The 25,430-nt window shown below is 61.3% G+C and carries 23 protein-coding genes; 8 read left to right on the top strand and 15 right to left on the bottom strand.

The genetic code is table 11. From position 1 onward, the window contains the following. Positions 1 to 133: 133 nt before the first annotated feature. From IFS44_RS16210 to IFS44_RS16195, 4 genes are all read right to left on the bottom strand, one after another. The gene (locus tag IFS44_RS16210; RefSeq protein ID WP_192099226.1) at positions 134 to 403 is read right to left on the bottom strand and encodes a hypothetical protein; all 270 of its coding nucleotides are present in this window, start codon (positions 401 to 403) and stop codon (positions 134 to 136) included. Positions 404 to 587: 184 nt separating this feature from the next. Beyond that, positions 588 to 1,985, bottom strand: coding sequence for a chromate efflux transporter (gene chrA, locus IFS44_RS16205; protein ID WP_192099225.1), 1,398 nt, complete (start codon positions 1,983 to 1,985; stop codon positions 588 to 590). Next, positions 1,982 to 2,806 (bottom strand): chromate resistance protein ChrB domain-containing protein, encoded by an 825-nt coding sequence (locus IFS44_RS16200; protein WP_192099224.1) that lies wholly within the window; start codon positions 2,804 to 2,806, stop codon positions 1,982 to 1,984. Before IFS44_RS16200 ends, chrA begins: the two co-directional genes overlap by 4 nt. Positions 2,807 to 3,205: 399 nt before the next feature. Then, the gene (locus IFS44_RS16195) at positions 3,206 to 3,967 is read right to left on the bottom strand and encodes an SDR family NAD(P)-dependent oxidoreductase (protein ID WP_192099223.1); all 762 of its coding nucleotides are present in this window, start codon (positions 3,965 to 3,967) and stop codon (positions 3,206 to 3,208) included. Between the two features lie 100 nt (positions 3,968 to 4,067). Between IFS44_RS16195 and IFS44_RS16190 the strand changes: the two genes are divergently transcribed. Both IFS44_RS16190 and IFS44_RS16185 read left to right on the top strand, forming a co-directional pair. Beyond that, complete coding sequence (locus IFS44_RS16190) at positions 4,068 to 4,964, top strand: LysR family transcriptional regulator (RefSeq protein WP_192099222.1); 897 nt, start codon at positions 4,068 to 4,070, stop codon at positions 4,962 to 4,964. Positions 4,965 to 5,276: 312 nt separating this feature from the next. Further along, a complete protein-coding gene (locus IFS44_RS16185; RefSeq protein ID WP_206757853.1) occupies positions 5,277 to 6,344 on the top strand; it encodes a serine hydrolase domain-containing protein in 1,068 nt (355 codons plus the stop codon). A gap of 131 nt (positions 6,345 to 6,475) precedes the next feature. Here IFS44_RS16185 and IFS44_RS16180 read toward each other — a convergent pair whose 3' ends face one another. Next, complete coding sequence (locus IFS44_RS16180) at positions 6,476 to 7,603, bottom strand: S41 family peptidase (protein WP_342366452.1); 1,128 nt, start codon at positions 7,601 to 7,603, stop codon at positions 6,476 to 6,478. 3 nt (positions 7,604 to 7,606) lie between these two features. On the opposite strand from IFS44_RS16180, the gene IFS44_RS21910 reads away from it, so the two are divergent. Further along, positions 7,607 to 7,819, top strand: a complete 213-nt coding sequence (locus tag IFS44_RS21910; protein WP_206757858.1) for a hypothetical protein — start codon at positions 7,607 to 7,609, stop codon at positions 7,817 to 7,819. Here the strand turns inward: IFS44_RS21910 and IFS44_RS16175 are convergent. The 7 genes from IFS44_RS16175 to IFS44_RS16145 all read right to left on the bottom strand — a co-directional run bounded on the left by IFS44_RS16175 (position 7,804) and on the right by IFS44_RS16145 (position 15,310). Beyond that, positions 7,804 to 8,613, bottom strand: a complete 810-nt coding sequence (locus IFS44_RS16175; protein ID WP_192099219.1) for an AraC family transcriptional regulator — start codon at positions 8,611 to 8,613, stop codon at positions 7,804 to 7,806. The genes IFS44_RS21910 and IFS44_RS16175 overlap by 16 nt on opposite strands. 52 nt (positions 8,614 to 8,665) lie before the next feature. Then, positions 8,666 to 9,490 carry a retropepsin-like aspartic protease gene (locus IFS44_RS16170; protein ID WP_244650379.1) on the bottom strand — a complete coding sequence of 275 codons (825 nt, stop codon included), beginning with the start codon at positions 9,488 to 9,490 and terminating at the stop codon, positions 8,666 to 8,668. A 16-nt stretch (positions 9,491 to 9,506) separates the two neighbouring features. Then, the gene (locus tag IFS44_RS16165) at positions 9,507 to 10,436 is read right to left on the bottom strand and encodes an aspartyl protease family protein (RefSeq protein ID WP_244650369.1); all 930 of its coding nucleotides are present in this window, start codon (positions 10,434 to 10,436) and stop codon (positions 9,507 to 9,509) included. A gap of 14 nt (positions 10,437 to 10,450) precedes the next feature. After that, on the bottom strand, positions 10,451 to 11,896 hold the full coding sequence (locus IFS44_RS16160; protein ID WP_244650368.1) for a S41 family peptidase: 1,446 nt from the start codon (positions 11,894 to 11,896) through the stop codon (positions 10,451 to 10,453). Then, a complete protein-coding gene (locus IFS44_RS16155) occupies positions 11,893 to 12,729 on the bottom strand; it encodes a DUF5694 domain-containing protein (protein WP_192099216.1) in 837 nt (278 codons plus the stop codon). The genes IFS44_RS16160 and IFS44_RS16155 overlap by 4 nt, the downstream gene beginning before the upstream one ends. Before the next feature lie 303 nt (positions 12,730 to 13,032). Beyond that, entirely contained in the window at positions 13,033 to 15,009 is a 1,977-nt protein-coding gene (locus tag IFS44_RS16150; protein WP_192099215.1) for an ATP-binding protein, read from the bottom strand. 73 nt (positions 15,010 to 15,082) lie between these two features. Continuing rightward, complete coding sequence (locus IFS44_RS16145) at positions 15,083 to 15,310, bottom strand: hypothetical protein (protein WP_082445141.1); 228 nt, start codon at positions 15,308 to 15,310, stop codon at positions 15,083 to 15,085. 141 nt (positions 15,311 to 15,451) lie between these two features. Between IFS44_RS16145 and IFS44_RS16140 the strand changes: the two genes are divergently transcribed. From IFS44_RS16140 to IFS44_RS16130, 3 genes are all read left to right on the top strand, one after another. Continuing rightward, complete coding sequence (locus tag IFS44_RS16140) at positions 15,452 to 16,957, top strand: AAA family ATPase (RefSeq protein ID WP_197977918.1); 1,506 nt, start codon at positions 15,452 to 15,454, stop codon at positions 16,955 to 16,957. Next, the gene (locus IFS44_RS16135) at positions 16,954 to 17,799 is read left to right on the top strand and encodes an HNH endonuclease (RefSeq protein ID WP_056413754.1); all 846 of its coding nucleotides are present in this window, start codon (positions 16,954 to 16,956) and stop codon (positions 17,797 to 17,799) included. Before IFS44_RS16140 ends, IFS44_RS16135 begins: the two co-directional genes overlap by 4 nt. Before the next feature lie 435 nt (positions 17,800 to 18,234). Next, the gene (locus tag IFS44_RS16130; protein WP_056413758.1) at positions 18,235 to 18,573 is read left to right on the top strand and encodes a hypothetical protein; all 339 of its coding nucleotides are present in this window, start codon (positions 18,235 to 18,237) and stop codon (positions 18,571 to 18,573) included. A 42-nt stretch (positions 18,574 to 18,615) separates the two neighbouring features. Here IFS44_RS16130 and IFS44_RS16125 read toward each other — a convergent pair whose 3' ends face one another. Both IFS44_RS16125 and IFS44_RS16120 read right to left on the bottom strand, forming a co-directional pair. Further along, positions 18,616 to 20,256, bottom strand: a complete 1,641-nt coding sequence (locus IFS44_RS16125) for a diguanylate cyclase domain-containing protein (protein WP_192099213.1) — start codon at positions 20,254 to 20,256, stop codon at positions 18,616 to 18,618. 190 nt (positions 20,257 to 20,446) lie between these two features. Then, positions 20,447 to 20,953 carry a MucR family transcriptional regulator gene (locus IFS44_RS16120; RefSeq protein WP_192099212.1) on the bottom strand — a complete coding sequence of 169 codons (507 nt, stop codon included), beginning with the start codon at positions 20,951 to 20,953 and terminating at the stop codon, positions 20,447 to 20,449. 570 nt (positions 20,954 to 21,523) lie between these two features. On the opposite strand from IFS44_RS16120, the gene IFS44_RS16115 reads away from it, so the two are divergent. Beyond that, positions 21,524 to 23,626: a M66 family metalloprotease gene (locus tag IFS44_RS16115; protein ID WP_342366451.1), complete on the top strand. Its 2,103-nt coding sequence runs from the start codon at positions 21,524 to 21,526 to the stop codon at positions 23,624 to 23,626. A 29-nt stretch (positions 23,627 to 23,655) separates the two neighbouring features. Here IFS44_RS16115 and IFS44_RS16110 read toward each other — a convergent pair whose 3' ends face one another. After that, positions 23,656 to 24,318: a hypothetical protein gene (locus IFS44_RS16110; protein ID WP_206757851.1), complete on the bottom strand. Its 663-nt coding sequence runs from the start codon at positions 24,316 to 24,318 to the stop codon at positions 23,656 to 23,658. A 105-nt stretch (positions 24,319 to 24,423) separates the two neighbouring features. On the opposite strand from IFS44_RS16110, the gene IFS44_RS16105 reads away from it, so the two are divergent. Beyond that, the gene (locus IFS44_RS16105; RefSeq protein ID WP_192099210.1) at positions 24,424 to 25,422 is read left to right on the top strand and encodes a L,D-transpeptidase family protein; all 999 of its coding nucleotides are present in this window, start codon (positions 24,424 to 24,426) and stop codon (positions 25,420 to 25,422) included. Positions 25,423 to 25,430: the final 8 nt, after the last annotated feature.

Here is a 25,430-nt window from a genome sequence, read left to right as displayed (position 1 = left end):
TAAGCAGGCGCAGTTTGCGATCGAATAAAGAATGTTTCGATCTATGACAGAAAGCGAAAAAGGCACCCAAGTTGCCTTGGATGCCCTTCCAGTTCGAGCTGTGCTTGGGAGCGGCTCGTTCTGTCTCGTGAAACTAGATACCGTTCGAGAGGTTGGTATCAGGGTCGTTCGTCCGCATGTCCTCAGCCTGATTTTGGCCAGTTGCCCGGACAGCATCAGCCTTGTTCTCGAGGTTGGCTTCCGCCGCGTCGTTGCCAACGTTATCCGCAGCGTCTTCCAAATTGTCGGCAACGGCTTCGGTATTCGACTCGATTTTATCGGCTGCCTGCTCGGTCGGGCTGGAGTTGCATGCCGACAGTGAAACAAGCCCTGCCGCTATCGCGATAACGAATGCCTTCTTCATGCAAAGTCCCCTGTCAGCCGAATAACGAATGGATACGATTGTTACTGTGGCTATCGGTTCCACGTCAACTACCTCGATTGAGGCCGCTAATTCGTGATTATCGTCTGATGAGTATCGTAAACGGTTACGTTTCCCTGTGTCTGGCATACCCGATCGATATTTGTCATTCTCAAGCAGGGCGCTTTCAGCCGACCAGACCGAGAAAGTGAAGGACGATCCCCGCAGCCGATGTCGCGAGCAGCGTGACGATGACGTTGGCGCGCAGGACGAACACTGCCACTGCCGCCCCTACGGCGAGCAACGCTGCCCACGGATCAATGCTGGCGAGCACCGGCGCATCAAAGCGCGCAGGCCCAATTGCAATCATGGCGGTCTCGCGAAACAGCGTGTGCAGTGCAAACCAAACGGCGAGGTTCAGGACCACGCCAACCACTGCGGCAGTGATAGCCGACAGCGCAGTTGCCACAGCCACGTTGCCGCGCAGGCGTTCAATAAAGGGTGCGCCAAGGAAGATCCAAAGGAAGCACGGTACGAACGTCACCCACGTCGCGAGAAGCCCGCCCAGCGTCCCCGCCAGGAGCGGCGAGAGCGTCCCCGGCGCGCGGTGAGCTCCGAGGAAGCCGACGAACTGCAGGACCATGATCAGTGGCCCCGGCGTGGTCTCTGCCATACCAAGCCCATCGAGCATCTCTTTTGGCCCAAGCCAGCCGTAGCTCTCGACCGCCTGCTGCGCGACATAGGCGAGGACGGCATAGGCCCCGCCAAACGTCACCATCGCCATCGTCGAGAAGAAAGTCGCGATGCGGCTGAAAATGTCGTCTGGGCCGAGTGTGATGAGCAACGCCGCCACCGGTAGCAGCCATAAGGCAAGCCAGACCAGTGCGGTCCATACTGTCTCTCGCCAAGTCGGCCGGGCATGTGCGGGCAAGTCTTCGCCTAGCAGCGTATCGGCATCGGCGACGGTCGCCCTCTTCGACGCGCCATGTCCGCCGCCTCGAAAAGCCGTGTGGCCCTGGCGACCGGACCACCATCCGATTATGCCGGCGCCGAGCACGATGAGGGGAAACGGCGCGCCAAGAAAGAAGATCAGGATGAACGCGACAGCGGCAAGCAACCGGGATGCCGTTGATTTCAACGCGCGTCCGCCGATCCGAACCACCGCTTGTAGCACGACGGCCAAAACCGCCGCCTTGAGGCCGAAGAATAGCGCGGAGACGATGCCGACCCGTCCATAGAGGACGTAGACCCAGCTTAGCGCCATGATCGCGACCGCGCCCGGAATAACGAACAGGACCCCGGCGACGATACCGCCCTTTGTCTTATGCATCAGCCAGCCGATGTACGTGGCAAGCTGCTGCGCTTCAGGTCCCGGCAACAGCATGCAATAGTTCAACGCGTGCAGGAACCGCTGCTCGCCGATCCACCGCTTCTCGTCGACAAGGATGCGGTGCATAACGGCAATCTGTCCGGCCGGACCTCCAAACGATAGCATGGCAATGCGCAACCAGACCCAGAAAGCCTGACGAAGCGTCACCGGTTCGGGGCGGGCTGGCACCGCGGCTTCCGTCGTTGCTGCGCTCATGGCTGCACCCTGGTGCGCGAAGGCTGGTGTGAGGTCCAATTGTGCTTTTCGGTCTGTGCGTCGCGGCACCAGCGGTAAAGAGCGTCATAGATTGCCATGCCGGCTTCGAGTTGTTCGTGATCGTCGCTGTAGTTTCGGGACAGGCCGAGCGAAATCGCTAGCAGGCCAGCAGCTTCCGGCGCTACGTCGGGGCGATCGGTATCCGCGCCGCGGACAATCGCCGCTAGCCGTACCAGTGGTTCATGCGTGCCCAGGCCAAAGGCTTCCACCATCATGTCGAAGGTGCAGCGTTCGTCGCGATGGCTCCAGAATACGCCCTCATCGGCAATGTCGAAGGGCTCGGCCTTCTGTTGTTCGGCAACGGCCAACACTTGCCCCGGTGCTACAAACAGGAAGCGTGCGTCGGGATCGACGAAGCGACAAATCAACCAAGGGCACGCAATGCGGTCGACCTTGGGTCTCGCGCGCGTGACCCACCAGGTTCGTCCGTCTGCGTGACGTTCCGGCAAATGCGCTAGTGACACTGTCGGCAATTTGGCGGCCATCCACGCGACGAACCCGCCTTCCAGCACCTCGGCCGATCTGCCTTCGCTTCGCAGGAACGCTGCGGCAGACACGGCTTTGCCTCCACCATCTGCGTCCACGACAACTGTGGTCCGCGTACTGTCATCGATCCAGCGGCTTGGGTCGTCATCAGCGCGGAAGAGAGATCCGGGTATTGCTTCGACCGGGGCATTGCGAAGGTCAACGATGCGCGGAGATCCGGCCAGCGCAACCAGGCGGGCAAGCTTATCTGGGGTGATCGAGTTGTGAGCAGGCATGACGCGTCCTTGGCATGTTGAGCTGGACGCGATTCTTCAGCTGACGCCTCGTGGGGAGATCGCGATCCCCATGCCTTTAATCAGCCATGCCGTGCAGCACTTGTCAATCGAAGGTACGTTGTCTGGTTCAGACACGCGCCTAACGATCATCGTTCAAGATTGGCTATCGTCATCCGTCCTTCCGTAAGCAGACGGTTTCCGTTTTATCTCCATCACGACGTTCATGCTGGATAATCAGACCTCGATAGCGGTCAGCGCGGAGATGAATGAGTGTCTGAAGTTGGGGAACGGGGAAGGGCACGCGAATGTCCGCTACTGGGTCCAAGCGGATCAGGCTGACGCAGGCGGCGCGCCCAACACGATCCGCTTCGATCACCCTTGGGCCGAGCAGCAGATAGCTCAGATCGCCTGCCCGCCCGAGACCTCGATCCGCTGCGCGTTTACCCAGCGATTGTCCTCCGACAGTAGCGAAGCGATCATCGGACCGATGTCGTCGGGCAGGCCGGGACGGCCGAGTGCGGTCGCCTCGGCGATGTGACGCGCGATCTCGGGATTGTCGCGCACCGCGCCGCCGCTGAAGTCGGTCTGGATGGCGCCCGGCGCGACGGTGTTGACCGCAATCCGGCGCGAGCCCAGTTCCTTAGCCATGTAGCGGGTCATTACCTCGACCGCGCCCTTCATCGCGCCATAGGCGATGCGGCCGGGATAGATGATACGGGTGAGCCCCGACGAGATGTTCACGATGCGGCCGCCGTCGGCGATGAGCGGTAACAGCGTCTGCGTGAGGAAGAACACGCCTTTCACGTGGACCCGGTATGCGGCGTCGAAATCCTCTTCGGTAATGCTGCCGAACACGCCGGCGTGCGAAGTGCCGGCCATATTGACGAGGAAGTCGAACCGCTCGGCCACCCATTGGTCCAGCACGCGCCGGACCTCGTCGGCAAAGGCCGGGAAGTCGGCGGTGTTGCCGGTGTCTAGCTGCAACGCCACCGCACGCGCGCCTGCTTGTTCGACGGCTGCAACGACCTCGTCCGCCGAGGCTCGGTTGCTGTTGTAGGTGAAGATCGACGAGACGCCGCGTTGGGCCAGCGCCTCGACCGTCGATCGGCCGAGGCCGCGGCTGCCGCCGGTGACGAGCGCAATTGGGGACTGTTCAGACATCACGAGCTCCGTTCCGATGATGGCTTAAAGTAGGGCAGAGCTGACCTTTCGATTAGACCGCCATTGCCGACAGCATTGTTCTGGCTCACGGAACGATCACATGGACAGGCTCAGCACCCTCGACCTCTTCGTTCGCATCGTCGACCGCGGCAGCTTCAGCGCTGCGGCGGCCGATCTCAGCATCTCGCGCCCAGTCGCCACCACTGCGATCAAGGACCTCGAGCAGCGGCTCGGCACACGCTTGCTCCAGCGCTCGACGCGCCACGTCCAGGCAACAGTCGAGGGCCAAGCCTATTACCGCCGCTGCGTGGCGATCCTCGCCGACTTGGAGGATGCGGATCGCGGCGCCAGTGGCGCGGTTGCTGGGCTGCTGCGCGTCGACGTCGTTGGAAACTTGGCGCGTACCATCCTGCTCCCGGCATTACCCGAGTTCCTCGCCCGGCATCCCGCGCTTACCGTCCACCTCGGTGAGGGCGAGCGGTTCGTCGATCTCGTGAGAGAGGGCGTCGACTGCGTCGTGCGCGCCGGCAAGCTGGCGGACAGCGACATGGTGGTGCGCAGGCTTGGCTTCATGGAGGAGATAACGGTCGCGAGCCCAGCATATCTCGCCAACTTCGGAACACCGGGATCACCGGACAGCCTCGACGGGCATGTTATGGTGGGCTTCGTCTCCTCGCGCACCGGCCAGCCGCTGCCGCTGGAGTTCACGCGCGATGGCAAAGTGGTGGAGGTAGCGCTGCCTGCTCGCGTGCTAGTCAGCGGCGCCGAAACGAGTGCCGAGGCGGCGCGGCTCGGCCTGGGGCTTGTCCAGGCGCCGCGCTATCGTTTTGCGGACGATCTCGCCTCGGGCAGGCTGCTCGAAGTGCTGGTCGACTTTCCGCCCACGCCGACGCCGGTTTCGGTCCTCTATCCCAGCAGCCGCCAGCTGTCGCCGCGGGTCCGCGTGTTCATTGACTGGCTTGTCGAAACGGTCAGTCCGCAGCTCGCACCCGCCTAGCCGCAGATGCGGCCGCAGCGTATCGAGCAACGTTAGATCGCGGAAGCGCTCTGTCTGCTGAACCGTAGAGCCCCAACGCACAACCTGAACAAGCGGCCGGTCGTGGGAAGCCACAAGGAGGGCCTGAGCGTCCGAACCTGGGTCGTCGCTGACGCGGATCGATCGACGATTTTCCGCGGCGGTGGTCTCAGCTAGCCTAGTCGCGCCGAACCTGTATGCCAGTAAGTAGGTCGCTGACGGGAGTTGATAATGGATTTGGTGTCCAGGCGGACGATGCTCGCTGCCCCGTGCTTCGGGACGCTCGCCCTAGCCATGGCGGCAGATGCAAAAACCGCGACGACACCCGGCATGCTTGCCAACATGTCCACCTGGATGGACCTGGCGTCCGTACCGGGCGCGAGCTGGGCAATGCTGGACCGCTCCGGCGCCATCTCGTCTGGTGCGGTCGGCTACGCAAAGGCTAATGCGGTGCCCGCGACACCCGATACATTGTTCGAAGCAGCATCGCTGTCGAAGGTGGTTCTGGCGGTCGCGGTTCATGACATGGTGCGGGAGGGCTTGATCGACCTCGACCGTCCGGTGGCGGAGCATTTCGCGTTCACGGATGATGCTGCGACGCCATCGATTACGCCTCGCCACCTGCTCTCCCACTCTAGTGGCTTGCCTAATTGGCGCGACGAAGCGGGCGAGTCACTAACAGCCGCGTTCGCTCCCGGCACACGATTCCGCTACTCTGGCGAGGGCTTCGTCCTGCTCGGCCGGTTGGTCGAGGCAGTTACAGGACAGACCGCCGCTCAGGTGGTTGAAACGCGGGTCCTGCGACCGGCGGGGATGGGCCGAAGCACCTATGGATGGGCGCGAGGCACCGAGCCAGCGGTCGCCTGGGCGCACGACGGAGGCGGCGGTGTACTCGTGGACAAGGGCCCAGCGGGCTATGCGATGCGTCGCGATGCTGGCCCGCCGAAACCAGTCGACCGGTGGACGCTAGGCGAACGGGAGAAAGCGGTCATCGCACTTGGCAAACCGGCGATGCCAATATTCATGACGCCCAACATGGCAGCCGGATTGTGGACCACCGCCAGCGACTACGCGCGGTTCCTAGCTTTCGCACAGCGCTATCCGGGGCTCTCGACGAAGACCACACGAGTGAAGGGAACACTCGACTGGGGGCTAGGCTGGGGAATGGAGAGTGACGGTGGGCGGCGTTTCGCTTGGCACTGGGGCACCAACGATGGCGTCGCGAACCTATTCGTGGTGGACCTCGTGTCGGGTCTGGCGATCGTGGTCCTTACCAATGGCGATGCTGGGCGTAAGGTATACGAGCGTGCTGCCCGCACTGTCTTCGCACGCGAGTTCGATGCGTTCGCCTGGCTGAAGTGACCTCTGGCGGCCCATCCGGCTCTGCTTGCGATATGGAGAGGGCTCCGCTTTCAAGTCGCAACCCTGTTACCCGGCGCATCTCAGTCGGATTCTGGAGTATGAACAAGACGCTCGCAATGGCAGGGGATGGGTCACGCTGATCGTAGATAGCGTATCGCAGCCTCCAAAATGTTGCCGCCCATGAGGACAGGTACATCGGGTTCCAGTTCCCATCTGGGTTTATCCTGGACGTCGTAAACTGGCTCTGCTGAGTATTGCAGCGCTAGACCAGTGCGGTCGAGCCGTAACGGAAAGACCGCGGCACCTACCCGCATCATTGGCGTTCCTACGATAGCTGCACGCCCGAGACCACGCATGCCCATGGGAAAGCCTTCCGCCATGCTGGCGCTCCACCGCGTTGTGAGGACAGCGATCTTACCGGTGTAGGTAAAGGGGCCCCGCGGCTCTACGGTCTCTGTCCAGGCAGCACTCAGTCGGTTGCCGTCGCGCCTGCGCATGCGGGCATAGGGCATCGTCTCGGTGATGAATCGCCCCATGATCGGGCGGGCGACCGCGGTGTCGCCGCCGCCATTCTGACGAACATCGATGATGAGTCCGGGTGCATTCCGGAAACTTGCCAGCGCCGCGTCGAAGGCCGTCACAACCGCATCGTCAGCAAAGCTGCGAACGACGATGCAACCAATGCCATGAGCTAACATCCGGCTCTCGACATTGGGGAGCGTAACAGGTTGCTTCACGCGAACGGGAACGACGTGTTCCGAACCTGGGGTCGACCGCACCGTTAACGTCCTTGGCATGCCGCGCCGCCCCGATACCGCCACGTTAAGCGCAAACGCCGTCGCCGCTGGATCTGGACGGCTAAGACAGCGCGGTATTATGTCCGAGGCGATCTGCCCAATCGGCCGGCCGTCGATCGCCAATACGCTGTACCCTGGCGTAATGCCCGCATCCGCTGCGGGCGACCCATCGCGAACGCTTGTGACAAACGCCGTACCATCGCGGTTGGGTTCGACCCACAGATCGAAATATGGCCCGCGCGCCGCATCCGGTGCCGGATCATTCAAGTGGGTGTGCGCGTCGTACAGTTCGCCGATCACCCGGCCAACAATGCCGGCGAACGCTTCAGACGATTGGGCGGCAGCGGCGAGTGGGCGATACATTTGCCTTACTGCCCTCCAATCGGTGCGCTTCTCCCCGAAATAGCAGTAGCGCTCGTCCAGTGTCCGCCAGAGTTCGTCGAAGTCCTCGACATAGGTCACGTCATGAGCCGGCTCGCCCGCCTGGGCTATACCCGGCGGGAATGCCGCAGCCGTACCCAGAGCGATACCAGCATGAAGCAGCGAGCGACGGGTCATGGGGTGGTGCATGTGATCGGCTTTCGCTGGTGGTCGTCCGTGCGGTTAGCCGAAAGAAATCTTGCCGCCTTGAACGATATTGCTGTTGGGCAAACGGTGCGAGCTTACCTGTTTGCGTAGCGTGCCGGCGATACACCGACGATACGTTGGAATTGCCGTGTGAGATGGCTTTGATCGGCATAGCCGACATCAAGCGCAACCTCCGCGATTGGCTGACCTTCCAACAGCAGGCGTCGTGCTGCGACGATGCGGCACTGATTGCGGTACGCAAGGGGGGTGATCCCGACTGCCTTGCGGAAGCTACGCGCAAGATGGAAGACGCTGATCCCGGATACGGTCGAGAGCGTGCCCAGCCCAAAGCCGTCGGCGAAGTGGGCGTCGATGTAGCTTCGAGCGCGCGCAACGGCATCGCTGGATACGCGGGTGTCATCCGACGATTGTTTCACCTGGTCGGCGAACAGGACTGCAGCCAGATCGGCGAGCGCGCTTTCCTGTTCCAATCGCCCCGCGTCGTGGCGACACAATAAAGTGTGCGCATCAGCAACGATGGAGTGAGACCGATCGCCAGCCAATACGGGGGAGTCAAACCGCGGCGCGTTCAGGCGCGCGGCGATGTAGGGGCGTATTGCTTCGTCGGGGATGTACGCGACGCGATAGCGTAAGGTCTCACCTCCTGTCGTTCGGTTGGCATGCGGCTGGTCGGGATGAAGACGCAGTACCTGACCTGCCTCGACGTTGTAGGTTCTGCCGCCAACAGCGAGGGCCTCACAGCCTGCCATGACCGCGCCGACTACCCATTCCGCATGGCTGTGCTCGGGAAAGGCTCGTTCGCTATACTCGACGGATACGAGTTCGACGCCTGGTAGGTAGGAGGGGCGGGAGAAGTGGGCATCATTTCGCACTGGCTCACTCATGTTAACGCGCCGCCTACCCAGAGCCGAACGCCGATCAATCCAGGCAAGTATGTCATTGCGCCTTACCGATCCACGCGCGGCCGGATCCCAAATCGACCGTCAGATCGCGCCTGCCCATCAGTTGCATGCCGATATTGCCGTCCATGATCATATTCGGAAAGACGCGTGCTTGCCCGGTAAATACTACGTCGCGCGTAATCGTCGCGCTAACCGGCTGAGCCGTCCGAATGTCCGTGCGTAAGCCCAGGAGCGGCGCTATCTGCGGCGACACGAAAATGGTTGGCCCAGCGTTGGCAGAGTCCAGTTCCATCCAGGCACGACCCCGGGGGGTGTTCACCCCGATGTTGACGTCGAGGGCGGCACCTTCTGCTCCCCGCACCAGCCGGACCGGCACTTCGAGACCGGACTGCATCCGCGCCGCGAGGGAGCCCGGTGTTTCGATCACTAACTGGCGACTAGCGAAGCGAATAGTGATGATACGGCCAGCGAAGAGGTCTAGTCCGATCGAGCCGTCCAGCTTGGCAGTGTCGGCATCGAGCTTGCCGAGATCGTAGACGATCGTTGTCGGTGCTGTGTAGGCGTGGTTGCCCATTTTAAAAGCAACGTCATCGCAGCGTGGTAGGTCCAGTCGCTCTCCTGTCATACGAAACGCCGTGACGTTGCCCCAAGGTTCGCAGCCAAGATCGCGGGCCAGGGCTGGCGTAATCATTGTCACCCCCTCGCCGGTGTCAAACAAGAAGGTCCGCTCGCGGCCGCCAACCGATGCCTGAACAGTGAACTGCTTACCTTGAAAAAGCTCGAGGCTTATCGTTTGTGGGCCGCGGTCTTGCGATAGGCCGGCGGGAAGGGCGGCGAGCAACGCGCCCATCATCAACATTTTCACTAGCATCCCCTTACCCCGCAGGCTTCACTGGCGGCGGGGTCCCCATGCCGGCGGGTGCTGCAACGGCACTGCGTTTGAGCCAAACCCGTCCTTGAGCGAGATCCATGGTGACCACCCAATCTTTGAGAAACGGCATGCCAAGGTTTCCATCGATCACGATGTCGGGGCTGAAGATCATCCCGGACGCTTCGACACTGGGAGCGATCTGAAAGCGGCCTTGTTGCGGCCCCTCGCCGGTAACCTTCTTCAAGCCAAGTAGAGGAAGAAGTTTTGGTGCAACTAGGATCGTGCCGCCATTGCCACTGTCCAGCTCAAGGCGCGCCGGTCCACGTTCGGTGGGGACGTCAATGAACACAGACAGCGCCAGGCCGCCAATCTCACGAGCCAAATGAGCAGGAAGCTCTACCGCGTTCGCTTTGCGCCCAGCCTCGCTTTCACGTGTTTCCAACGTGAGCTCGCGACCTGCGAAATCGATGGTTACGGTGCGTCCGGCGAATGCGTCGAGGGCAAGCAGCCCATCGATCGGTGTGTCGGGAGACCCCACGTCCATGACGATTGCAACAGGGCTTTGTAGGGTCTGGTTCTTCCAGTGGATTGCAACATTGTCGCATCGTGGGGCGGTGATCTTCGTGCCGGTCATGTGAAACCCGGTGATTGATCCCCAAGGTTGGCAGTCTATCTCCTTTGCCAGCGCTGGTGAGATCACCGTCAGTCCGCCTGCAGTGTCGAGTTGAAAAAGTCGCTCCCGTCCGGCCACCTTCACTCGTGCCGCTACGCCTTTGCGGTAGCTTTCCAACGGTAGCCGAACCGGACTCGTTGGGGCAGCATTCGCTCCAGACGCCACACTAATGAGCAACGCAGCCGATAATAGCGTTTTCAAAAGAATGCCCCTTTTACCGTGGGATGCCCGCCCATCGAAGTAATCGAATAGACGATGCATTTTACTATTTAAGGCTAAAGAGCGGTGATCCAGCGCTCGAGCTGATCGGTATTGCGCATGTCGCCGGTGTAAGCATGTACCGGCCTGGCCGGGACGTTCGAACTGCGTTTTCTGCCGCGATACACCTTCATCGGAATGACGGCCCGGGCAAACCCGCTAGGTAAAGCGACTTGCCGTACGTCCATATAGAGCGAGTCGGCGCTCGTCTCCTGCCCGACATGAACGCCACCTAACGCGGTCCATAGGTCGACCGCATCAAGGCATGCCGAGCCGCATCCCCAGTCCGTCAGCACGAACACACGCGCTTTCAGCACGGGAGCAGCGCCGGTCGCCGCTGCTTTTGCTTCGTCGGCATCGATTTCACGCCAGAGCGCCTGCCCGAGCGCGCGGGCAGATGTCATGCCCTTTGTTGTACGAGCGGCCCAGTCTTTCGCCGCCTGCGAGACATCCGTGGAATTCTGCCAGGCGGTACGATAGCCTTCGAGCGTGGCGATGTTTCCAGCCGAAGCGCGCCAGTCAACGCCTTCCGATCCTGATGGAAGCGCATTCACCGCAGCCTGGCCCCAGAGGATAGCTGCAATCTGATACGACCAGTCGGACGATCCACCGCCATTGCCTCGAAGGTCGAGCACGATGCGCGGTGCCGCTGCGACCGCGAGGGCGTCCTTCCTCATCGATTTGATGATTGGCGTTAGGGACTTGGCATCAGCGCTGTCGGGGTCACCGTTGAAGCCGGGGAGCGAGAACCAGCGCGTGCCGTCAGCAAACGTTCGAGCTGCGAACTCCGGACGCGCCCGCGGTGCAGTTGCGGCAAAACGTGTGTCGAAGTCTGCATCAGGCAGATCGCGCCAGCTGAGCGTCGCGTCCTTTAGCTTGCCATCGACCTTGAAGCGGCAGCGGACTGGACGCCTGATGTAAGGGTTGGCGGCGTCAAGGAACAACCGACCACCATTGGTCGCACGTTGGCTGACCAGTTCCCACCTGCCTCGAAAGGCGCCGACGTTGCGGGCAGCCAAGTGTTCGGCATCAATGCCATCGCAGCTTACGAGTACTGCTCCGAGCGGTAGGGAAGCGTCATCCGCTCCGGTCATCACGACCTGACGTCCGGTGCCGTCAAAGCCGGTCAGGAAGCCGGGCCAGCGGATCGGCAGGGGGGCTGGCTGATCGAGGTCGAGCGCGACATGTCCATCGTTGAAGCTCGCCACGTAACCGCGCATCGCCCACAGATATCCCGGGTAGTCTCGGACGGTAGCAGCGCGACGCAAGGCTGAAGCCAGACCGGCATCGTTGCGACGCGCAAAGTCAGGGTCGAGTTTGTTGTAGGGACCAGGGTGATTGTCGGCGATCTGGTCGTGATAAGCCTGGGCGTCTGCCCGCAAGGTCGCTGCCCAGTCGCGGGGCACGTTGGTCGCACCGATCACCAGAACCGCCGCTGGTATGGCAAGGAGCGACGGGTTCATCTCGGCGCCGCCAGTTTGCTTGCTGCCTTCTCAAGATAGGGCCTGACATCAACTGAACTGTAGCCCGGCGTCGTCGAGGCGAAGTGTCGCAGCCAGTACCCGTGACCAGCCCCATACACGACGAGGATGCGATCGCCTGGTTTGGCCACATTGATGAGCTTTGCAAAGATCTTCGCATTGCGGAGGTACCACATGGCGTTCAGATCTGCACCGGGCTGCTCGTTACCGTCACCAAGTCGGAGCAGGGAGTAGTATGAATCCTGTCCACCCATGGGCGTAGAGGGGTCATTATAGCGGATCAGCATCCGCGGTATGCTGGTGGTTGCCTGCTCAGCCTCAAACTTCTTGGCAGACGCTTGGACCGTCGCAAAGGCGGCGTCGAGATAGGCTTGCTGCCCGTGAGCTTTTGCATAAGCTTCGACCCGGCCGATCGGGAAATAGTCCGGTTCGCCCTTGCCGGGTTGCTCGTCGATACCTTGAACGGACTGAAGGCCGGCGCGAGCAGCGATGCGGTAGCCGATCTGGGTTGTCTCGTCCCGATCGGTCTTGAGCATTTTTGGGGAAAACGTTGCGAAGTCCGTCACATCGTAGGTCGGACCCGGGCGTTGCGCCTCGACCATGACCCGTGTTGGTTTAAACTCAGCAATGGCATCAGCCAGTGCTTTCAGTTCGCGCTGGCGCTGCTGCGTGGTGACATCGTCGACATGGGCATTCACCTTGTCACGACCAGGGTTGCCGAAATGATAGCTACCCAGCACCATCACTTGGACAGGTTGCTGTGGTGCAGCGGTGACAGCAGGCGTTACTGCCGCAGCGAGTATGGGTAGCAGCATGCAGCAGGTCTCCTTGGTGTGGTGCTCAGACAATACACGTCGAATGGCAGCTGTCTATCTGGATTTGCGGCGTTGAAAGCCAAGCTAACAGAGGTTGATCCGGTCAACCGAAACGCGCGTCAGATCGCTTGCAAAATGCAGCGAGCACTCCGTTGAAGGCGAGGAAATGTCGGCGGCATCGCCTCTGTTCCAGACATGAATGAATGTCTGAAGTTGGGAAGTGCGCAGGGTGCTATGGATGACCGGTTATGGGTCCTTCCGGATCCGATCGATGGGCTGCCAAGGCCATAAGCCTTCGAGTGTCTATTCGCCGAACAGAACGCTGAAGAAGGCTTGGTTGCGCTTCTTGGCATGCGCGATAAGCGTGTCATAACCCATCGCCTGTATGAAGATTTGCTCGTTGTCCCGATAGCGGACGTAGATGTCTGGGTTCCAGTCGTTCTTGAAGTCGTGGTTGCGCAGCACGGTCACGAGAGACGGCTTCAGGTCTGCAACGATGTAGCCGAACCGGCGAACCACGCCACGGAAGGCGAAGTGCGAGCCATCTGTCCGTGCGATCCCGCCTGCCGCTGTGGCGCCCTTGAGAGTCTCGATCACCTGCATGACGGGATCGTGCTTTACGTCCCCGAAGCGATAATCGTCGCGGCTCGGACGCTTGAACTCGATGATCGTGATCGTCGTACCGTCGTTGTCGCCGAGGACGAGGCTGTCATCGAAGAAGGCGAGATCGGCGATCTTGTCGCCTTTCTTGCGGCCCTTGCCGTGCATCGCGCGGTCGCTCGAGATGTACGGCAGGAACGCCAGCGCGTCGTCGACCAGCCACAGATTATGCTCAAAATAGTCGGTATCGACGCTGTCCGAGAAGCGGTGGAAGACGAGATCGTGGATCGTGTCCTCAGGCGCGTGGGTGCCGGTCGAGCCATATTTGCGCGCGGCCTCGATCAGCTCGATCACCTTCTTGCGGTGGACGACATATTCGGCGAGCGCCTCCTTGTTGGAGGCATCGATCTTGTCGACGATGTCCTTGATGTTGGCCATGTAGTTGTCGGGATCGTTGGCCGCGCTGGTGATCGCCTTAGTTAGATCCCGCGACACGCGGTAACGCTCGATCGCGAGGTCCGACACGAACTGCTGCGCCTTCCAGTTGTTCGGCTTGCCCGCGACGTAACTCGATATCGACTGACCCTTGAGCCCGATCCGTAGGATCGGATTTTCCAGGAGGGCAGTCTCGAGATCGCGCGATTGCGTCGTCTTGATCTTGTCGATCTGGCTCTTTTCTGTCGACTGGATGATGTCGCCAACCGCACTGACAATTTCTTCGATGATTGCCGGCGAGATGTTAATCCCGGTCCGGGCGTCGTTCAGCCGCGTTTCGAACGCGTCCGATCTTACAACGCCGATCACGATGTAGGGCTTGTCCTGATCGTCCATGAAGGCTGGCTGGCCGAGCAGATTGGTGAGATCGCGCGGATTGCCGACGATGCGATCGCCCGCGGCGAACAGCAGGCTGTGGTTTTTGAACGACCGGGTGCGCGGCACCTTGGTCAGCGAGTAGTCGATCGTCTCCGCCCTGCCATCGATCTGGACGTCGAACGAGCCCGATTCCGACTGGACGAAGACGTTCTTGAAGTGGGCGGTGATGCTGTTGGCCTCGGCGTCGTCGAACCGGATCGTGATTTCGGGCAGCCAGCGGTAAAGAAAATGCGGCAGGAAGTGGCTGCCAATATGGTCAGCGATGTCGCTCTCGTCGAGCGTGGCGATCAGCTCGTGCCACTCGGGGCGGGGCTCGTCATAGTCGACGCGAAGGCCGAGATGCCCAAAGTCCGGCTCGCCGTCATGATAGATGAGTTCGTCCTCTTGGTAGATGTCGAAACGGAAGGTGCGCTTGTCGGGCGCCGGCAGTGCCTCGAACCGGCTCGAGTAGAGGATGCGGTTAAACACCTTGAAGGCGATAAAGCGGCCGAAGCCGCGGCCATTCTGCTGAAGCTTGTGGCCTGAAAACGGGGTCTTGAACGAGCGGTAGTTGCCGTCCTCGAGACCGTTGCCGTTGTCGGTGATTGAGATCATCAGGTGCTGGGGATCGTTGATGCTCGACATCGCGATCTCGATCGTGCCCTGCTTGCGGGCGTCATCGCCGAAGCGCGCCTCGATCCCGTGCATCGCGTTCGACACCGCCTCGAGCGTCGGCAGCAGAAAGCCGTGGAGATCCTTGCTGACGTGGGTCCGTTGAAGCACCGCCACCATGTCGGGTTTGACGAGCGTATCGGTCTCAGCGGTCACAGTGTCGATCCTTCACGGCACGGCTTAGGCGAACCGGTGCAGGTGTGGCAATCGATCACATCAATCGTCCTCACTACCGGGCCTCACGCGACGGGCCGCTACCGGGAGATCCCCTTTCGCCGTTCAGCGTCGCTGCGTGAGTTGCAGAAGGCTTGATCGAACAGCATGAACAGGTGTCTGCTTCGGGCAGGCTCGTCACCTCAGCGAACTCCTTGTCCCCGCGCGGCACATTCTCGAGGGCGGCGCTCATCCGCCAGTCGATCTCCGGCGAAGCAGCCTTGCCCCATGTCGCCTCGCTCATCGAATCCCCCGTCTTTCCTTGGACACAACGGACAGCGTTTGTGACGTCGCCGCGGTTTCGAGCGCCGGTGGCCGGACCGTGTGGCCCCGGCCCCGCACGTCGGATATGACATCAATTAGAGAGAGGGTCGGGAGCAGGCGTTTGGCAGACTACAAGTTCATCCATATCGAGGACCGCGCCCCGATCCCGGCGAAGCTGCGCAACACATTCGTGATACAGGGAGACGGGTGGGACGACTACAGCAGCCAGGTCCGCTTCGACCTCCACCACTTCGATGGACGCGGCATCCGGACCGACTACGGCAAGCTCAAAATCCTGGAGAAGACGCCATACGGGTCCTCGACGATCGTCAAGTCGCGCACCAAGCCGCCCGCATCGTTCGCCGAGCTCCCCGACACCTACATCTCGCTAGGACAGGGCGAGGAATACTACGAGCGGCTGGGTCGGGAATTCGGAACGGCGGAGGCCGTCGAGGTCCTGCGGGCCCTACGCGACATCGCGCTGATGCCGGCGCTCGCCGCAGACTTCGAAACCCACCCGCCCTTCCGCAACGGGATGATGCGGACCAACGGCGCGCAGCGGTCCATCCGCTTCGGCGCGACGTGGGTGCGCGGCGAGGAAGCGCACGTCGAACCGGCCTTCACCTACTCCAAGCTGATCGGCGGGGACATCCCGACCACGTCGCGCTTCGACCTCGATCCAACGGACAAGCTGCCCGGCCGAATCGCCGCGATCATCGGCCGCAACGCCGTGGGCAAGACCTTCTTCCTGTCTCAGCTGGCGGCGGACCTGTCGCAAATCGACCGCATCTCGGAGGAGCGCCTCACGCTCAAGGAGCAGCGCTTTCCCGATGGCCGACCCGTGTTCGCACGGATTATCGCGGTCTCGTTTAGCGCCTTCGACCGGTTCAGGCGGCCGGAGGCGACGCCATACAGCAGCTACGTCTACTGCGGCATCCGGGATGAGAAGGGCGCCTTCTCGCAGCGCAGCCTAACGAGGTCGTACAACGCTAACCGGTCCCGCGTCCGCGGGCTTCAGCGCGAGAGCGAATGGGTCGAGCACATCTTTGAGATCATTGGAGACGAGCAGGGTCTCACCGCTGACCGGCTGCGCCGCGAGATCTCCGACGAAACGGAAGGCGAGGCCGGGAGCGATCGCCTCCTCGACGAGCTGAGCTCCGGGCAGGCGATCCTTGTGCACTTCGTCACCGCCGTCCTGGCGTGGATCCGCCCCGACAGCCTCGTGCTCTTCGACGAACCCGAGACGCACCTCCACCCGAATGCCGTCGCCAGCCTGTTTGTCGTCCTGACCCACATCCTGCGGCAGTTCCAATCCTACGCGATCGTCGCGACCCACTCTCCCGTCGTGCTTCAAGAGATCCCGGCGAAACGCGTCGTCCAGTTCGTACGCGATGGAGACACGACGGTCGGGGACCTGCTCGAGATCGAGAGCTTCGGCGAGAGCGTTACCGAACTGACTAGGCACGTGTTCGAGACCTTCGAGGTCGAGAGCCTCTACAAGGCCGCGCTGCGCCAGCTGTCGCAGAAGATGTCCGCCGAGGAGGTGCTCACCCTGTTCCCCCGCGGCCTGAGCATGGCGGCCCAGTCCTTTCTGATCGGGCTCTACGCCGGACGGGACGCCGGATGAGGAACCTGCTCGCGCTCGGCAACAACCCGACATACCTATCGCGCTACGTAGCGATCCGCGACAGCAAGCAAGCACCCGTCCGTCCCGTGCTGGTGGCCCACCACGCCGCAATCTCCGACCGCTACCAGCAGTTGCTGGACCGCGCGGCCGATGACGAGCTCGAGGCGATCGGGAACTCGCCGCTCCTTGCCATCCGGTCCCAGCTGCGGGCATGCTACGACGGAAAGACGCTCAGTCTGCTCGCCCTCAAGAAGGCCATCAAGGACGCGCAGCCGCAGCGGCGCCTCAAGTACTGCCCCTATTGCGGCACCACCAAGAGCGAGACGCACGACCACTACTTGCCGGCGACGCGGTTCCCGGAGTTCGCAGTGAACGGGCTGAACCTCGTCCCCTGCTGCTTCAGGTGCAACACGATCAAGGACGACGACTGGCTGGACGGCGACGGCCGGCGCAGGTTCGTCCACTTCTACCTTGACGCCATCCCGGACGCAGACTTCCTGAAGGTCGCGCTGCTCGTGGCCCCGCCGCTCCGCGGCGTCGGAGCGCGCTTCTCGATCGAGCAGGCCGGCATGGATGATGACGACTGGCGCCTCATCAGGTCGCACTTCGACCGCCTCCACCTGCTCGAACGCTACGGCGAGGACGCCAACGACGAAATCGCCGAGATGCTAGAGGCTGGCGCAGCCTACCTGCAGACGGGCGGCATGGACGTCCGCGCGTTCCTGCTACTGCAGGCGGGAAACAGCGCCGACGTCTTCGGACGCGCGAACTGGCGCGCGGTGCTGCTCCGGGCGCTCGCCGGCCATCCCGACGTCGAGGATTGGATCGCCGAGTTCAGCTAAGCCCGCGAAAAGCCCCTTGGCCCTCCACGCCACGCCGGCTCTATCCTACGACGGCTCACCTACTGCTCAGCACACCGTCATCGCGCTGCCGCACGTCCTCCGCAAAACCGGAATGGAGTCCGGAGACTAACCTGCTTCGGGCAAGCGTTGCCCGTCGTGGCAACCGGGCATGGTCCAGTTCAATGTCACGATGTGACCGGGGACGGACATAGCTGCGCGGTAGCCGCCTTGAGCATCAGCTGCGACTTGCTCTCCTGAACGCTCAACCCGGGTTCGCGACGGCCCACCCAACCGAGGACGCCGTGACGCTCCCGGTCGGCGCGGTCGCGCTTAAGTGGGTGCGCATGTATCTGCCGCTGGTCCGGAGCGGCCTTCCGCAAATGCCGCGGAACAGCGGCCCGGACGGGGTTCGCGAAAGCCGGTTTCCGCTCGCTCATGGCGTCGGGCTTCGGGCCGCTCGACCTGCGCATGGGCGCCGCTTTCGACGCCGATCGGTCGGCGATGCTCGCGGCGGCACTGCGGGAGGCGGCTGCGACCATCGCGGTGATGCCCGCCAACTTCATCAGGTATCCGAATTCGGCGGATCGGGTGTTCGCAGCCTCCCCGTCCACCCCCCGGCTCATGGGCGGCCTAGCGCTCGACGCCGAGACGCTCGATGCCTTCGGCAACATCGCGGTGTCGGGCCACGTCTGGCGGGCGATGCAGCTGCTGTCCGATAAGGCGTCCGCACGCGGCCCGCTGCTCCGAAATGAACCGGTGTCCGCTTTTGGGTAGCACTCAAGGCTGGTCGAGTGACCGCATCTGGGTCTTCTCGATTTAGGTCAGAATATTCTCAATATTCTGCGTGATTTCTAACTGCTTCCGATCGTCAATATCGATATTTATACCTAACCACCTGACAATCCGTCCGTCCTTAGCGCGCATCGGAACGGCATGGACACTCATCCAACGGTACTGCCCGTTCTTCCCTCTTAACCGGTATTCCGCATTGACCGCTTGCTGATCGTGTACAGTCTCACGCCACTTCTCCATCGTAGCTACTCGGTCGTCGGGATGGATTGCGGTTAGCCAACCATAGCCCTTCCAATCATCATAGCTTTGACCGGTATAGGTCCGCCAGCTGGGGCTGTCGGTCTCGATAAGACCATCCGGCGCACTCTCCCAAGTCGTTGCGGCGATGCCGGTGACGGCTAATCGTTCATACACTTCGCCATCACTCAACATTTCGTGCGTGACCGAGTCGCTGTCTGTGCGCCCTTCCGCGACCGAGGCGTGATCGATTGCATCACGTTGTTTGAGACTGCCGGTATCGACAGGCGGACTCCCATTGCGACTTTTCCGCTCCGCCTTTCTCCGTCTCAGCACTTCGTCTGCAGCCACCAGAAGGCAATTCATAGTCTGATTGTTACCAGTGCAGCGGCTTGATCCGACGCTGGCCGCACAGTTCACCGAATGGCTTTCTAACACGTATGAACCGTTCAAGGCCTGCTCGATGCGTAATCTTTGTCGTTCAACTTCGAGGTCGGAATCGGAGTTGATTTGCACGACGACAAATTCGTCGCCACCGAGCCGAACAACCACGTCGCCAGGATTACTACATGCCCGCAACCTATCGGCGACCAAACATAGCAGGCTATCGCCTACCTGATGACCAAGCCGGTCGTTGACCGGCTTGAAGTCGTCAAGGTCAACATAGTGAAAAGCAACACGTCCGTGTCGTTCTGGCCGGGCGTTTGTCTCAAATGCCTCGGCAAGAGCGAGACGGTTGCCCAGCCCAGTGAGATGATCCGTTTTGACCTGACGAGCAAAGGCGTGTCGCGTAGTCGCCTTGGCCGACTGCGAACGATATCGTTGGCGGGCGCTACGAAGGCCGCCTGTGAGCAAAGCAAAGAGGCACAGAGATGATACACTGGCATTCACATCTCCCCGGAACAAAAGAGTGGCAGCCGGTGGTGTCACTGCGAAAATCAGGCTCGGAACAACGATGTAAGGACGCATCGCAACGGTAGATGCCGCTCCAGCAGCGTAGCCCACGACGAGAATGCCGATGGGCATCTGCCATTCTGCAGGTGGCAGCATGTACGATCGCGCGGCAAACAGACCAAAGACAGCCGCGAAGGCCCAATAGGTGAGCGCAAATTGGCGCTCAAAGCGCTGGGCGGAGACTAAGGGCATCTCGGTGTTGTTGCACAGCCGTCTACCGCGGATCAGAACGACAAGGCGGGCCACGCTCGCGCACGCTCCCATGGCAACCAGGCTCGCCAGAGCGATATCCTGTGAGGCACGGACGCTGAGCGCACCAACTATAAGGAACAACAGCGTCATGATCACTGCGGGCATGCGCGTGCCGCACAGACTGGCAACAAGCTCGACGTACGTTCCGTCTGGAACATCGCGAACGAATGGGCTCTCAGTGGCTTTCACATGCCTCTGATTAAAGGCAAAAGGTGAAAGCATTCTATCCGAATTCGCGATGCGGGCCCGAGGATACTGGGGCTGGCGTTTGACGCGAAACGTGAACCATTGGCTGAAGCTGGGAAGCGTACCGCCCGCCCTCGACGGCGGTTGATGGGTCGACACAGACCGAAATCAGTAAGGGCTTGGCAGTAGCCTGGCTTCCTGATTTCCGGGAAGCCAGGCCTCTGAGTTAGTCCGCCGCTGTATCTTCGGTCTTGCGCTTGCGCGGAGTCGGCGTGGGCTTGGCGTCCGCCTTGACTGCATTAGTCTGGCCAGGCTTACGACCCAAGCCAATGCTTTTGGCCATTGTGCGGCGCGCTTCCGAATAAGTAGGAGCGACCATGGGGTAATCAGCCTTCAGGCCATAACGCTCGCGATACTCCACTGGCGTCATGCCGTTAGTCGCAAGGTGACGACGCAGCGTCTTGTACGGCTTGCCATCGATCATGCTGATGATGTGGTCGGGGCTGGCGAGCGACTTACGCGCCGTCACGGCCGGAGTGTATTCTTGAGCAGGTGCCTCGGGCTCAGCAGTCGCAGTGTTTCCGCCGACCAGCACCGAAACAGTTTCGTACATTTTGTTCAGGAAGGCCGGAACGTCGTCAGCATTGGTCCGCGTGTTGGGGTTGGCTAACCACGCGATTGTCAATTCCGTGGCGAGCTCAACGGGGTTCAGATCGAGGGTAGTGTCAGACATGTACGGGCTCCATTTCTAGAGGCGCATCTAGGTATTTGATTTGTTGCTGGCAATCTCAGATCGGTTGGGGATATGGATTTGGGGTTGGTACACGGATTCGGTCTGGAAATGCGGTAATCGCATATCGTTCGATGTACCGATGTTGCTCGTTCTCGGACTATCACCGAGCCAGCTAGCGATCCCGTGGGATGATAGAAAGTTGGGTAACTAGCTGTGATGGAACGGCATTCCGACATTGACGTTTTGCGATTATGCAACCGCCACGGCATATTCTCGAACTAGCCCATAAGCAGGGCATCAAAGCAGGGCGAAAAGTCGACAATACACCGTTAGATTGCCCATGGCCTCCTGAGCTTCATGAGGAGGTCTATGCGTGGCTGTCAGGTTACAGCGTCGCAAGGCTAACACGGCCAAGCCACAGAGACACGAGGTGAACCCTGCCGGGCACCTTGGGCGGTGAGCCACGCGGACATATCGATGTTGTCTGCAGCAGCGTAAAATCGATGTTGGGCTTTGGCAGGGAGGTATTGCCTTGGCCTCGAGTGGGGAACAGGGGCAACGCTGCGGTCTGTGCCATCTTTGGTACGGCTCACCGCAAACAGCACACGCAACTATGGCGACGGTAATCTGCTGTTCATCGATTCGACGAAACTCCTGCGTTGCCGAAGAGCGGCGGGGGGAGTCAGGTCGTTGGTAAGTAAGCGGTTCCTTTTGGCCAGCGTGGCCGGTGCATGTCTTCTGTCCGCTTGCGGAGGCAGTGATGGTAGTGGTTCTTCTACCGAGAGCGCACCAATCGTAGTTGTACCTGCACCATCTCCGACGCCAGCGCCGACACCCACCCCAGCGCCAAGCCCTACGCCGACCCCTGCTCCGGCTCCGGCGCCAACGCCTACGCCGTCACCCACGCCAGCTCCCACAGCCGCCATATCGGCCTCGCTCGACTTTGCGCAGACGCATGTCGTTCCTGCAGCAGGCACGACGTGGTCGCTGAAGAACGGTACGACGAATCTCCATTTGATCGGTGGTCGAACTGCGTTGGCGATCGTGCGGTTCGGCACGGGAACCGTTACATCGCCAACGATCGAGGCGATCCGCGGTGGTGCGCCGATAGGCACCGTCGCACTGGCCGCTCCAGCATCCCTGCCGACAAGCGAGGGCGGCGGTGCGACCTATGCCTCCGATGCCTGGACTGCCGACCTACCTGCCGGCTGGATCACTCCAGGGACGAGCTTCCGGATCACTGCGGCGAACTACAGTCCGAGCCAACCGGTCGTGCCGGTGATCGGCGCGAACAGCTCGATGGCACTACGCGTGCTCCCCTTCTATCTGTTCGGCGCGAACGAAACCAATACACAGCCGCTATCGGTTACGCAGCGACCAAGCGATGCGGTGAAACGCGAACTGCTTGCGAAGTGGCCGCTGGCGAGCCTCAACGTGGCGACACACGGGGCGGGGTATGTCAGCTGGGATCGGTTGATCGTCGCGCCCAATGGAAGCCGCCCTGCATATCTGATGACGAATGCAGACCAGGAGAAGGCGGGGTTCGAGGAACTGGGTGCGGTTCTGGGCATCATCGGCAAGCTGCGTGCGGCGAATGGTGAGGATAACACCGACAACCAGTATTATGCTGCGCTGCTGCCGCTCGATGCGGCGGGCAAGTACAAGTCCCCGGGCGGTGGACTTGGCACGATTGGCGGAGGGACCGGAACGGGGACCTACACCTATACCGGCATCTTCTTCCACGAGCAGGGCCATGCTTTTGGGCTGCCGCATGCCGCTGACGGCTATGCCGATGGGGCTTATCCTTATGTTGCCGGCAGTCTGAAGGGATCCGCCTGGGGGTACGACTTTGGAACACGTCAGTTTCTGAGCCCTCTGATCCCGACGACGGCATCGAGTTACAAGAATTGTGCGACGAACCATCAGCTCGATGGGTCTGGGCGGTGCTACAAGCAGGATCCGATGCAGAGCGGGTCGGGTGATCAGGACCCTTCCTACCTGTTCGCCGAACTGTCGGATTATAACGCTGCGCGCATCCAGCTCTGGCTCGAGGGCGTGACCGCGACGGACGCGAATGGCGCCTATACCTACAGTGGCGGGCGCATCTTCGTCGAACCGAACGGCTATTCGCGCTGGAACAGCATCACACAGACCCGCGTGCCGTTGCCGGATGGTGACAATACCGTCAGCAGCGGATTGTACGGGATCAACTATAACCTGCCCACGCAACGCGATGTGCCGGTCTATGCGATCATCGTCGGTTTCAGCCGGGCAGGCACAGTGGGAGCCTCGTACATCTACGCGCCGCTGCGCTTCACCGGCAATCTGATCCGCACCTTCGACCCGACCAATTCGCAGGACTTGGCGGACATCAACATCGGATCCGGCAAGTACAAATGGTACTGCCAGTCTAACGGTTGCGACTACACGGTGCGCGTAACCTATGCTGATGGCTCGGTCGCTCATCGGGTGCTGAAGAGCGCGTTCAGAACATGGTTCAAAAGCGATCAGGCCGAACCGGGGACCGCGACCGATCCTAATTTGGGCGATAGTTTCCGGAACTGGGCGATCAATGTGCCGGCAGGTCAGGCCATCAGGAAGATCGAGTTGTTGGATACGCCGATGGTCTGGAAAGGAATGCCGGCAGATCCAAAGGTACTACTGACCCGGTGACCGGCGCCGTACCAAGCCACCATTCACCTTTACCGCGTGAAGAGATATCCGACGCAGAACAGGAACAGTGCCCCCTCCAATAGACCGACGAACACGTCGCCCGCGGCCCGCACGTAGCTGACCCCCAAGGTCTTTGCGAACCAGCGTGTCTCGACGAACCAAAAGTTCACGATGCTCAACACGGCAAGCGTATGGCCGATCGTGGACGCGGTTTGATGATGGTCGAGGCCCACGCTGACGCCAACGCTGACGCCCAGCGCAAAGACTGCCGCGGGATAGCACTGCTCGTAGAAGGGCTGTCGCAACGAGCCTCGGTCGAGCTTGGTCTTGCTGCGGCGCACCAGCCGAGCGGCCAGGAAAAGGGGAAAGGCGGCGAACACCACAACCCGGAGGACCAGTGCGCTGGCATTGTCGTTGACGAGGTCCGCCAGACCATGGTGGCTAGCGATGATCGCGTCGGTTTGGCCAAGCGCGGTCGATACCGTGTGCGACAGCAGCAACGCCAGAGCGAGGAACAGCGGCGGGCTTACGACAGACGCATATTGCTCGTCTTCGGGTAACGCCGCCTCGCTATCGATCTGCGTCATGATATCGATCGGCCGGAACACCGCGCGCCAGAGCGTGATCGGAAAGAAGAGCAGCCAGCTCATCACCTCATAGAGGAGTTCGTCCAGCGAATTGAGCCACTTCATGAAGTCCATGCGGTATCATGTGCGATCCGCGTAATGGCCGCAACGGTGGCTTGCCATTATCGCCAAGAGGCTATTTGATTGCGGTCGAACCGGGGGGACATTTGGATGCGACGTTACATAGTCGGGCTTGGTATGTCCGTACTGGCGGCCCTGGCCACGTCTCCGGCGGAAGCGCAGGGTGCGACCGCGAGCTCACCGACCGAGTTCGTCCGCATGGCCGAGCGCCTCAAGCCGGGCGAGTGGGTGTGGGCGCCAGGGATCGCTCCTGCAGGTCAGGTACTGGTCTATGTCGATCTCTCACGGCAATTGGCGACCGTCTACCGTAACGGCGTGCGCATCGGAGTGACGTCGGTGTCCTCCGGCAAGGCCGGTCATGAGACGCCGACCGGCGTGTTCACGATCCTGCAGAAGGACGCGAAGCACCGCTCGAGCAAGTATAACGATGCGCCCATGCCGTTCCAGCAGCGACTGACTTGGGACGGAGTTGCGCTCCATGCAGGCGGCCTGCCGGGCTATCCTGAAAGCCATGGCTGCGTGCACCTGCCGTACGGTTTTTCGCGAGATCTGTTCGGCATCACGTCGCTCGGCGCGACCGTCGTCATCGACGGCAAGGCAGCTGATCATGTCCGTACGTCGGGTACGAGTTTGCTGGCCCCCTTCGACGGCAAAGGAAGGCCGATCGAGAAGACACTGTTGAGCGGGCAGCAGTTCACGTGGCGGCCAGAGCGGTCGCCGTCCGGACCGATGACAATCATCGTGTCCAAGTCCGGCGCGCAGGTCGTTGTGATGCGCGGTGGTGTCGAAATCGGTCGTAGCGTCGCCGAGGTAAACGACAAAGATCCAGGCAGCCACGTCATCACCCTAACATCGGGACCCGACGGCATGCCTCGCTGGGTCTATATTGGCTTGCCTGGTCACGAAGAGGAGGCTGGCCGTGCGCTCGACGAGGCCGTCATCAACCGCCTCCGACTGCCGCGGGCATTCTATGAGCCGGTCCGCGCTGCACTGCGTCCGGGAACGACCATCCTGATCACGCAATCGCCCGTCGGGACCAGTGGCGGTGAACCAACAACGATCATGGACGCCATCATTCCGCAGCCGTAAATATCCTA

Source organism: Sphingomonas sp. CFBP 13706 (genome assembly GCF_014842355.1).
GTDB classification, from domain to species: domain Bacteria; phylum Pseudomonadota; class Alphaproteobacteria; order Sphingomonadales; family Sphingomonadaceae; genus Sphingomonas; species Sphingomonas aerolata.
Note: the sequence above shows the minus strand (reverse complement) of the source record. Positions and strands in the feature narration are given on the sequence as shown.

Bases quoted from the DNA above. Each gene is read 5' to 3' on its own strand.
- IFS44_RS16210 (WP_192099226.1), bottom strand. From the start codon at position 403: ATGAAGAAGGCATTCGTTATCGCGATAGCGGCAGGGCTTGTTTCACTG.
- chrA (WP_192099225.1), bottom strand. From the start codon at position 1,985: ATGAGCGCAGCAACGACGGAAGCCGCGGTGCCAGCCCGCCCCGAACCG.
- IFS44_RS16200 (WP_192099224.1), bottom strand. From the start codon at position 2,806: ATGCCTGCTCACAACTCGATCACCCCAGATAAGCTTGCCCGCCTGGTT.
- IFS44_RS16195 (WP_192099223.1), bottom strand. From the start codon at position 3,967: ATGTCTGAACAGTCCCCAATTGCGCTCGTCACCGGCGGCAGCCGCGGC.
- IFS44_RS16190 (WP_192099222.1), top strand. From the start codon at position 4,068: ATGGACAGGCTCAGCACCCTCGACCTCTTCGTTCGCATCGTCGACCGC.
- IFS44_RS16185 (WP_206757853.1), top strand. From the start codon at position 5,277: ATGGCGGCAGATGCAAAAACCGCGACGACACCCGGCATGCTTGCCAAC.
- IFS44_RS21910 (WP_206757858.1), top strand. From the start codon at position 7,607: ATGAGCCGGCTCGCCCGCCTGGGCTATACCCGGCGGGAATGCCGCAGC.
- IFS44_RS16175 (WP_192099219.1), bottom strand. From the start codon at position 8,613: ATGAGTGAGCCAGTGCGAAATGATGCCCACTTCTCCCGCCCCTCCTAC.
- IFS44_RS16170 (WP_244650379.1), bottom strand. From the start codon at position 9,490: ATGTTGATGATGGGCGCGTTGCTCGCCGCCCTTCCCGCCGGCCTATCG.
- IFS44_RS16165 (WP_244650369.1), bottom strand. From the start codon at position 10,436: ATGCATCGTCTATTCGATTACTTCGATGGGCGGGCATCCCACGGTAAA.
- IFS44_RS16160 (WP_244650368.1), bottom strand. From the start codon at position 11,896: ATGAACCCGTCGCTCCTTGCCATACCAGCGGCGGTTCTGGTGATCGGT.
- IFS44_RS16155 (WP_192099216.1), bottom strand. From the start codon at position 12,729: ATGCTGCTACCCATACTCGCTGCGGCAGTAACGCCTGCTGTCACCGCT.
- IFS44_RS16145 (WP_082445141.1), bottom strand. From the start codon at position 15,310: ATGAGCGAGGCGACATGGGGCAAGGCTGCTTCGCCGGAGATCGACTGG.
- IFS44_RS16135 (WP_056413754.1), top strand. From the start codon at position 16,954: ATGAGGAACCTGCTCGCGCTCGGCAACAACCCGACATACCTATCGCGC.
- IFS44_RS16130 (WP_056413758.1), top strand. From the start codon at position 18,235: ATGGCGTCGGGCTTCGGGCCGCTCGACCTGCGCATGGGCGCCGCTTTC.
- IFS44_RS16125 (WP_192099213.1), bottom strand. From the start codon at position 20,256: ATGCTTTCACCTTTTGCCTTTAATCAGAGGCATGTGAAAGCCACTGAG.
- IFS44_RS16120 (WP_192099212.1), bottom strand. From the start codon at position 20,953: ATGTCTGACACTACCCTCGATCTGAACCCCGTTGAGCTCGCCACGGAA.
- IFS44_RS16110 (WP_206757851.1), bottom strand. From the start codon at position 24,318: ATGAAGTGGCTCAATTCGCTGGACGAACTCCTCTATGAGGTGATGAGC.
- IFS44_RS16105 (WP_192099210.1), top strand. From the start codon at position 24,424: ATGCGACGTTACATAGTCGGGCTTGGTATGTCCGTACTGGCGGCCCTG.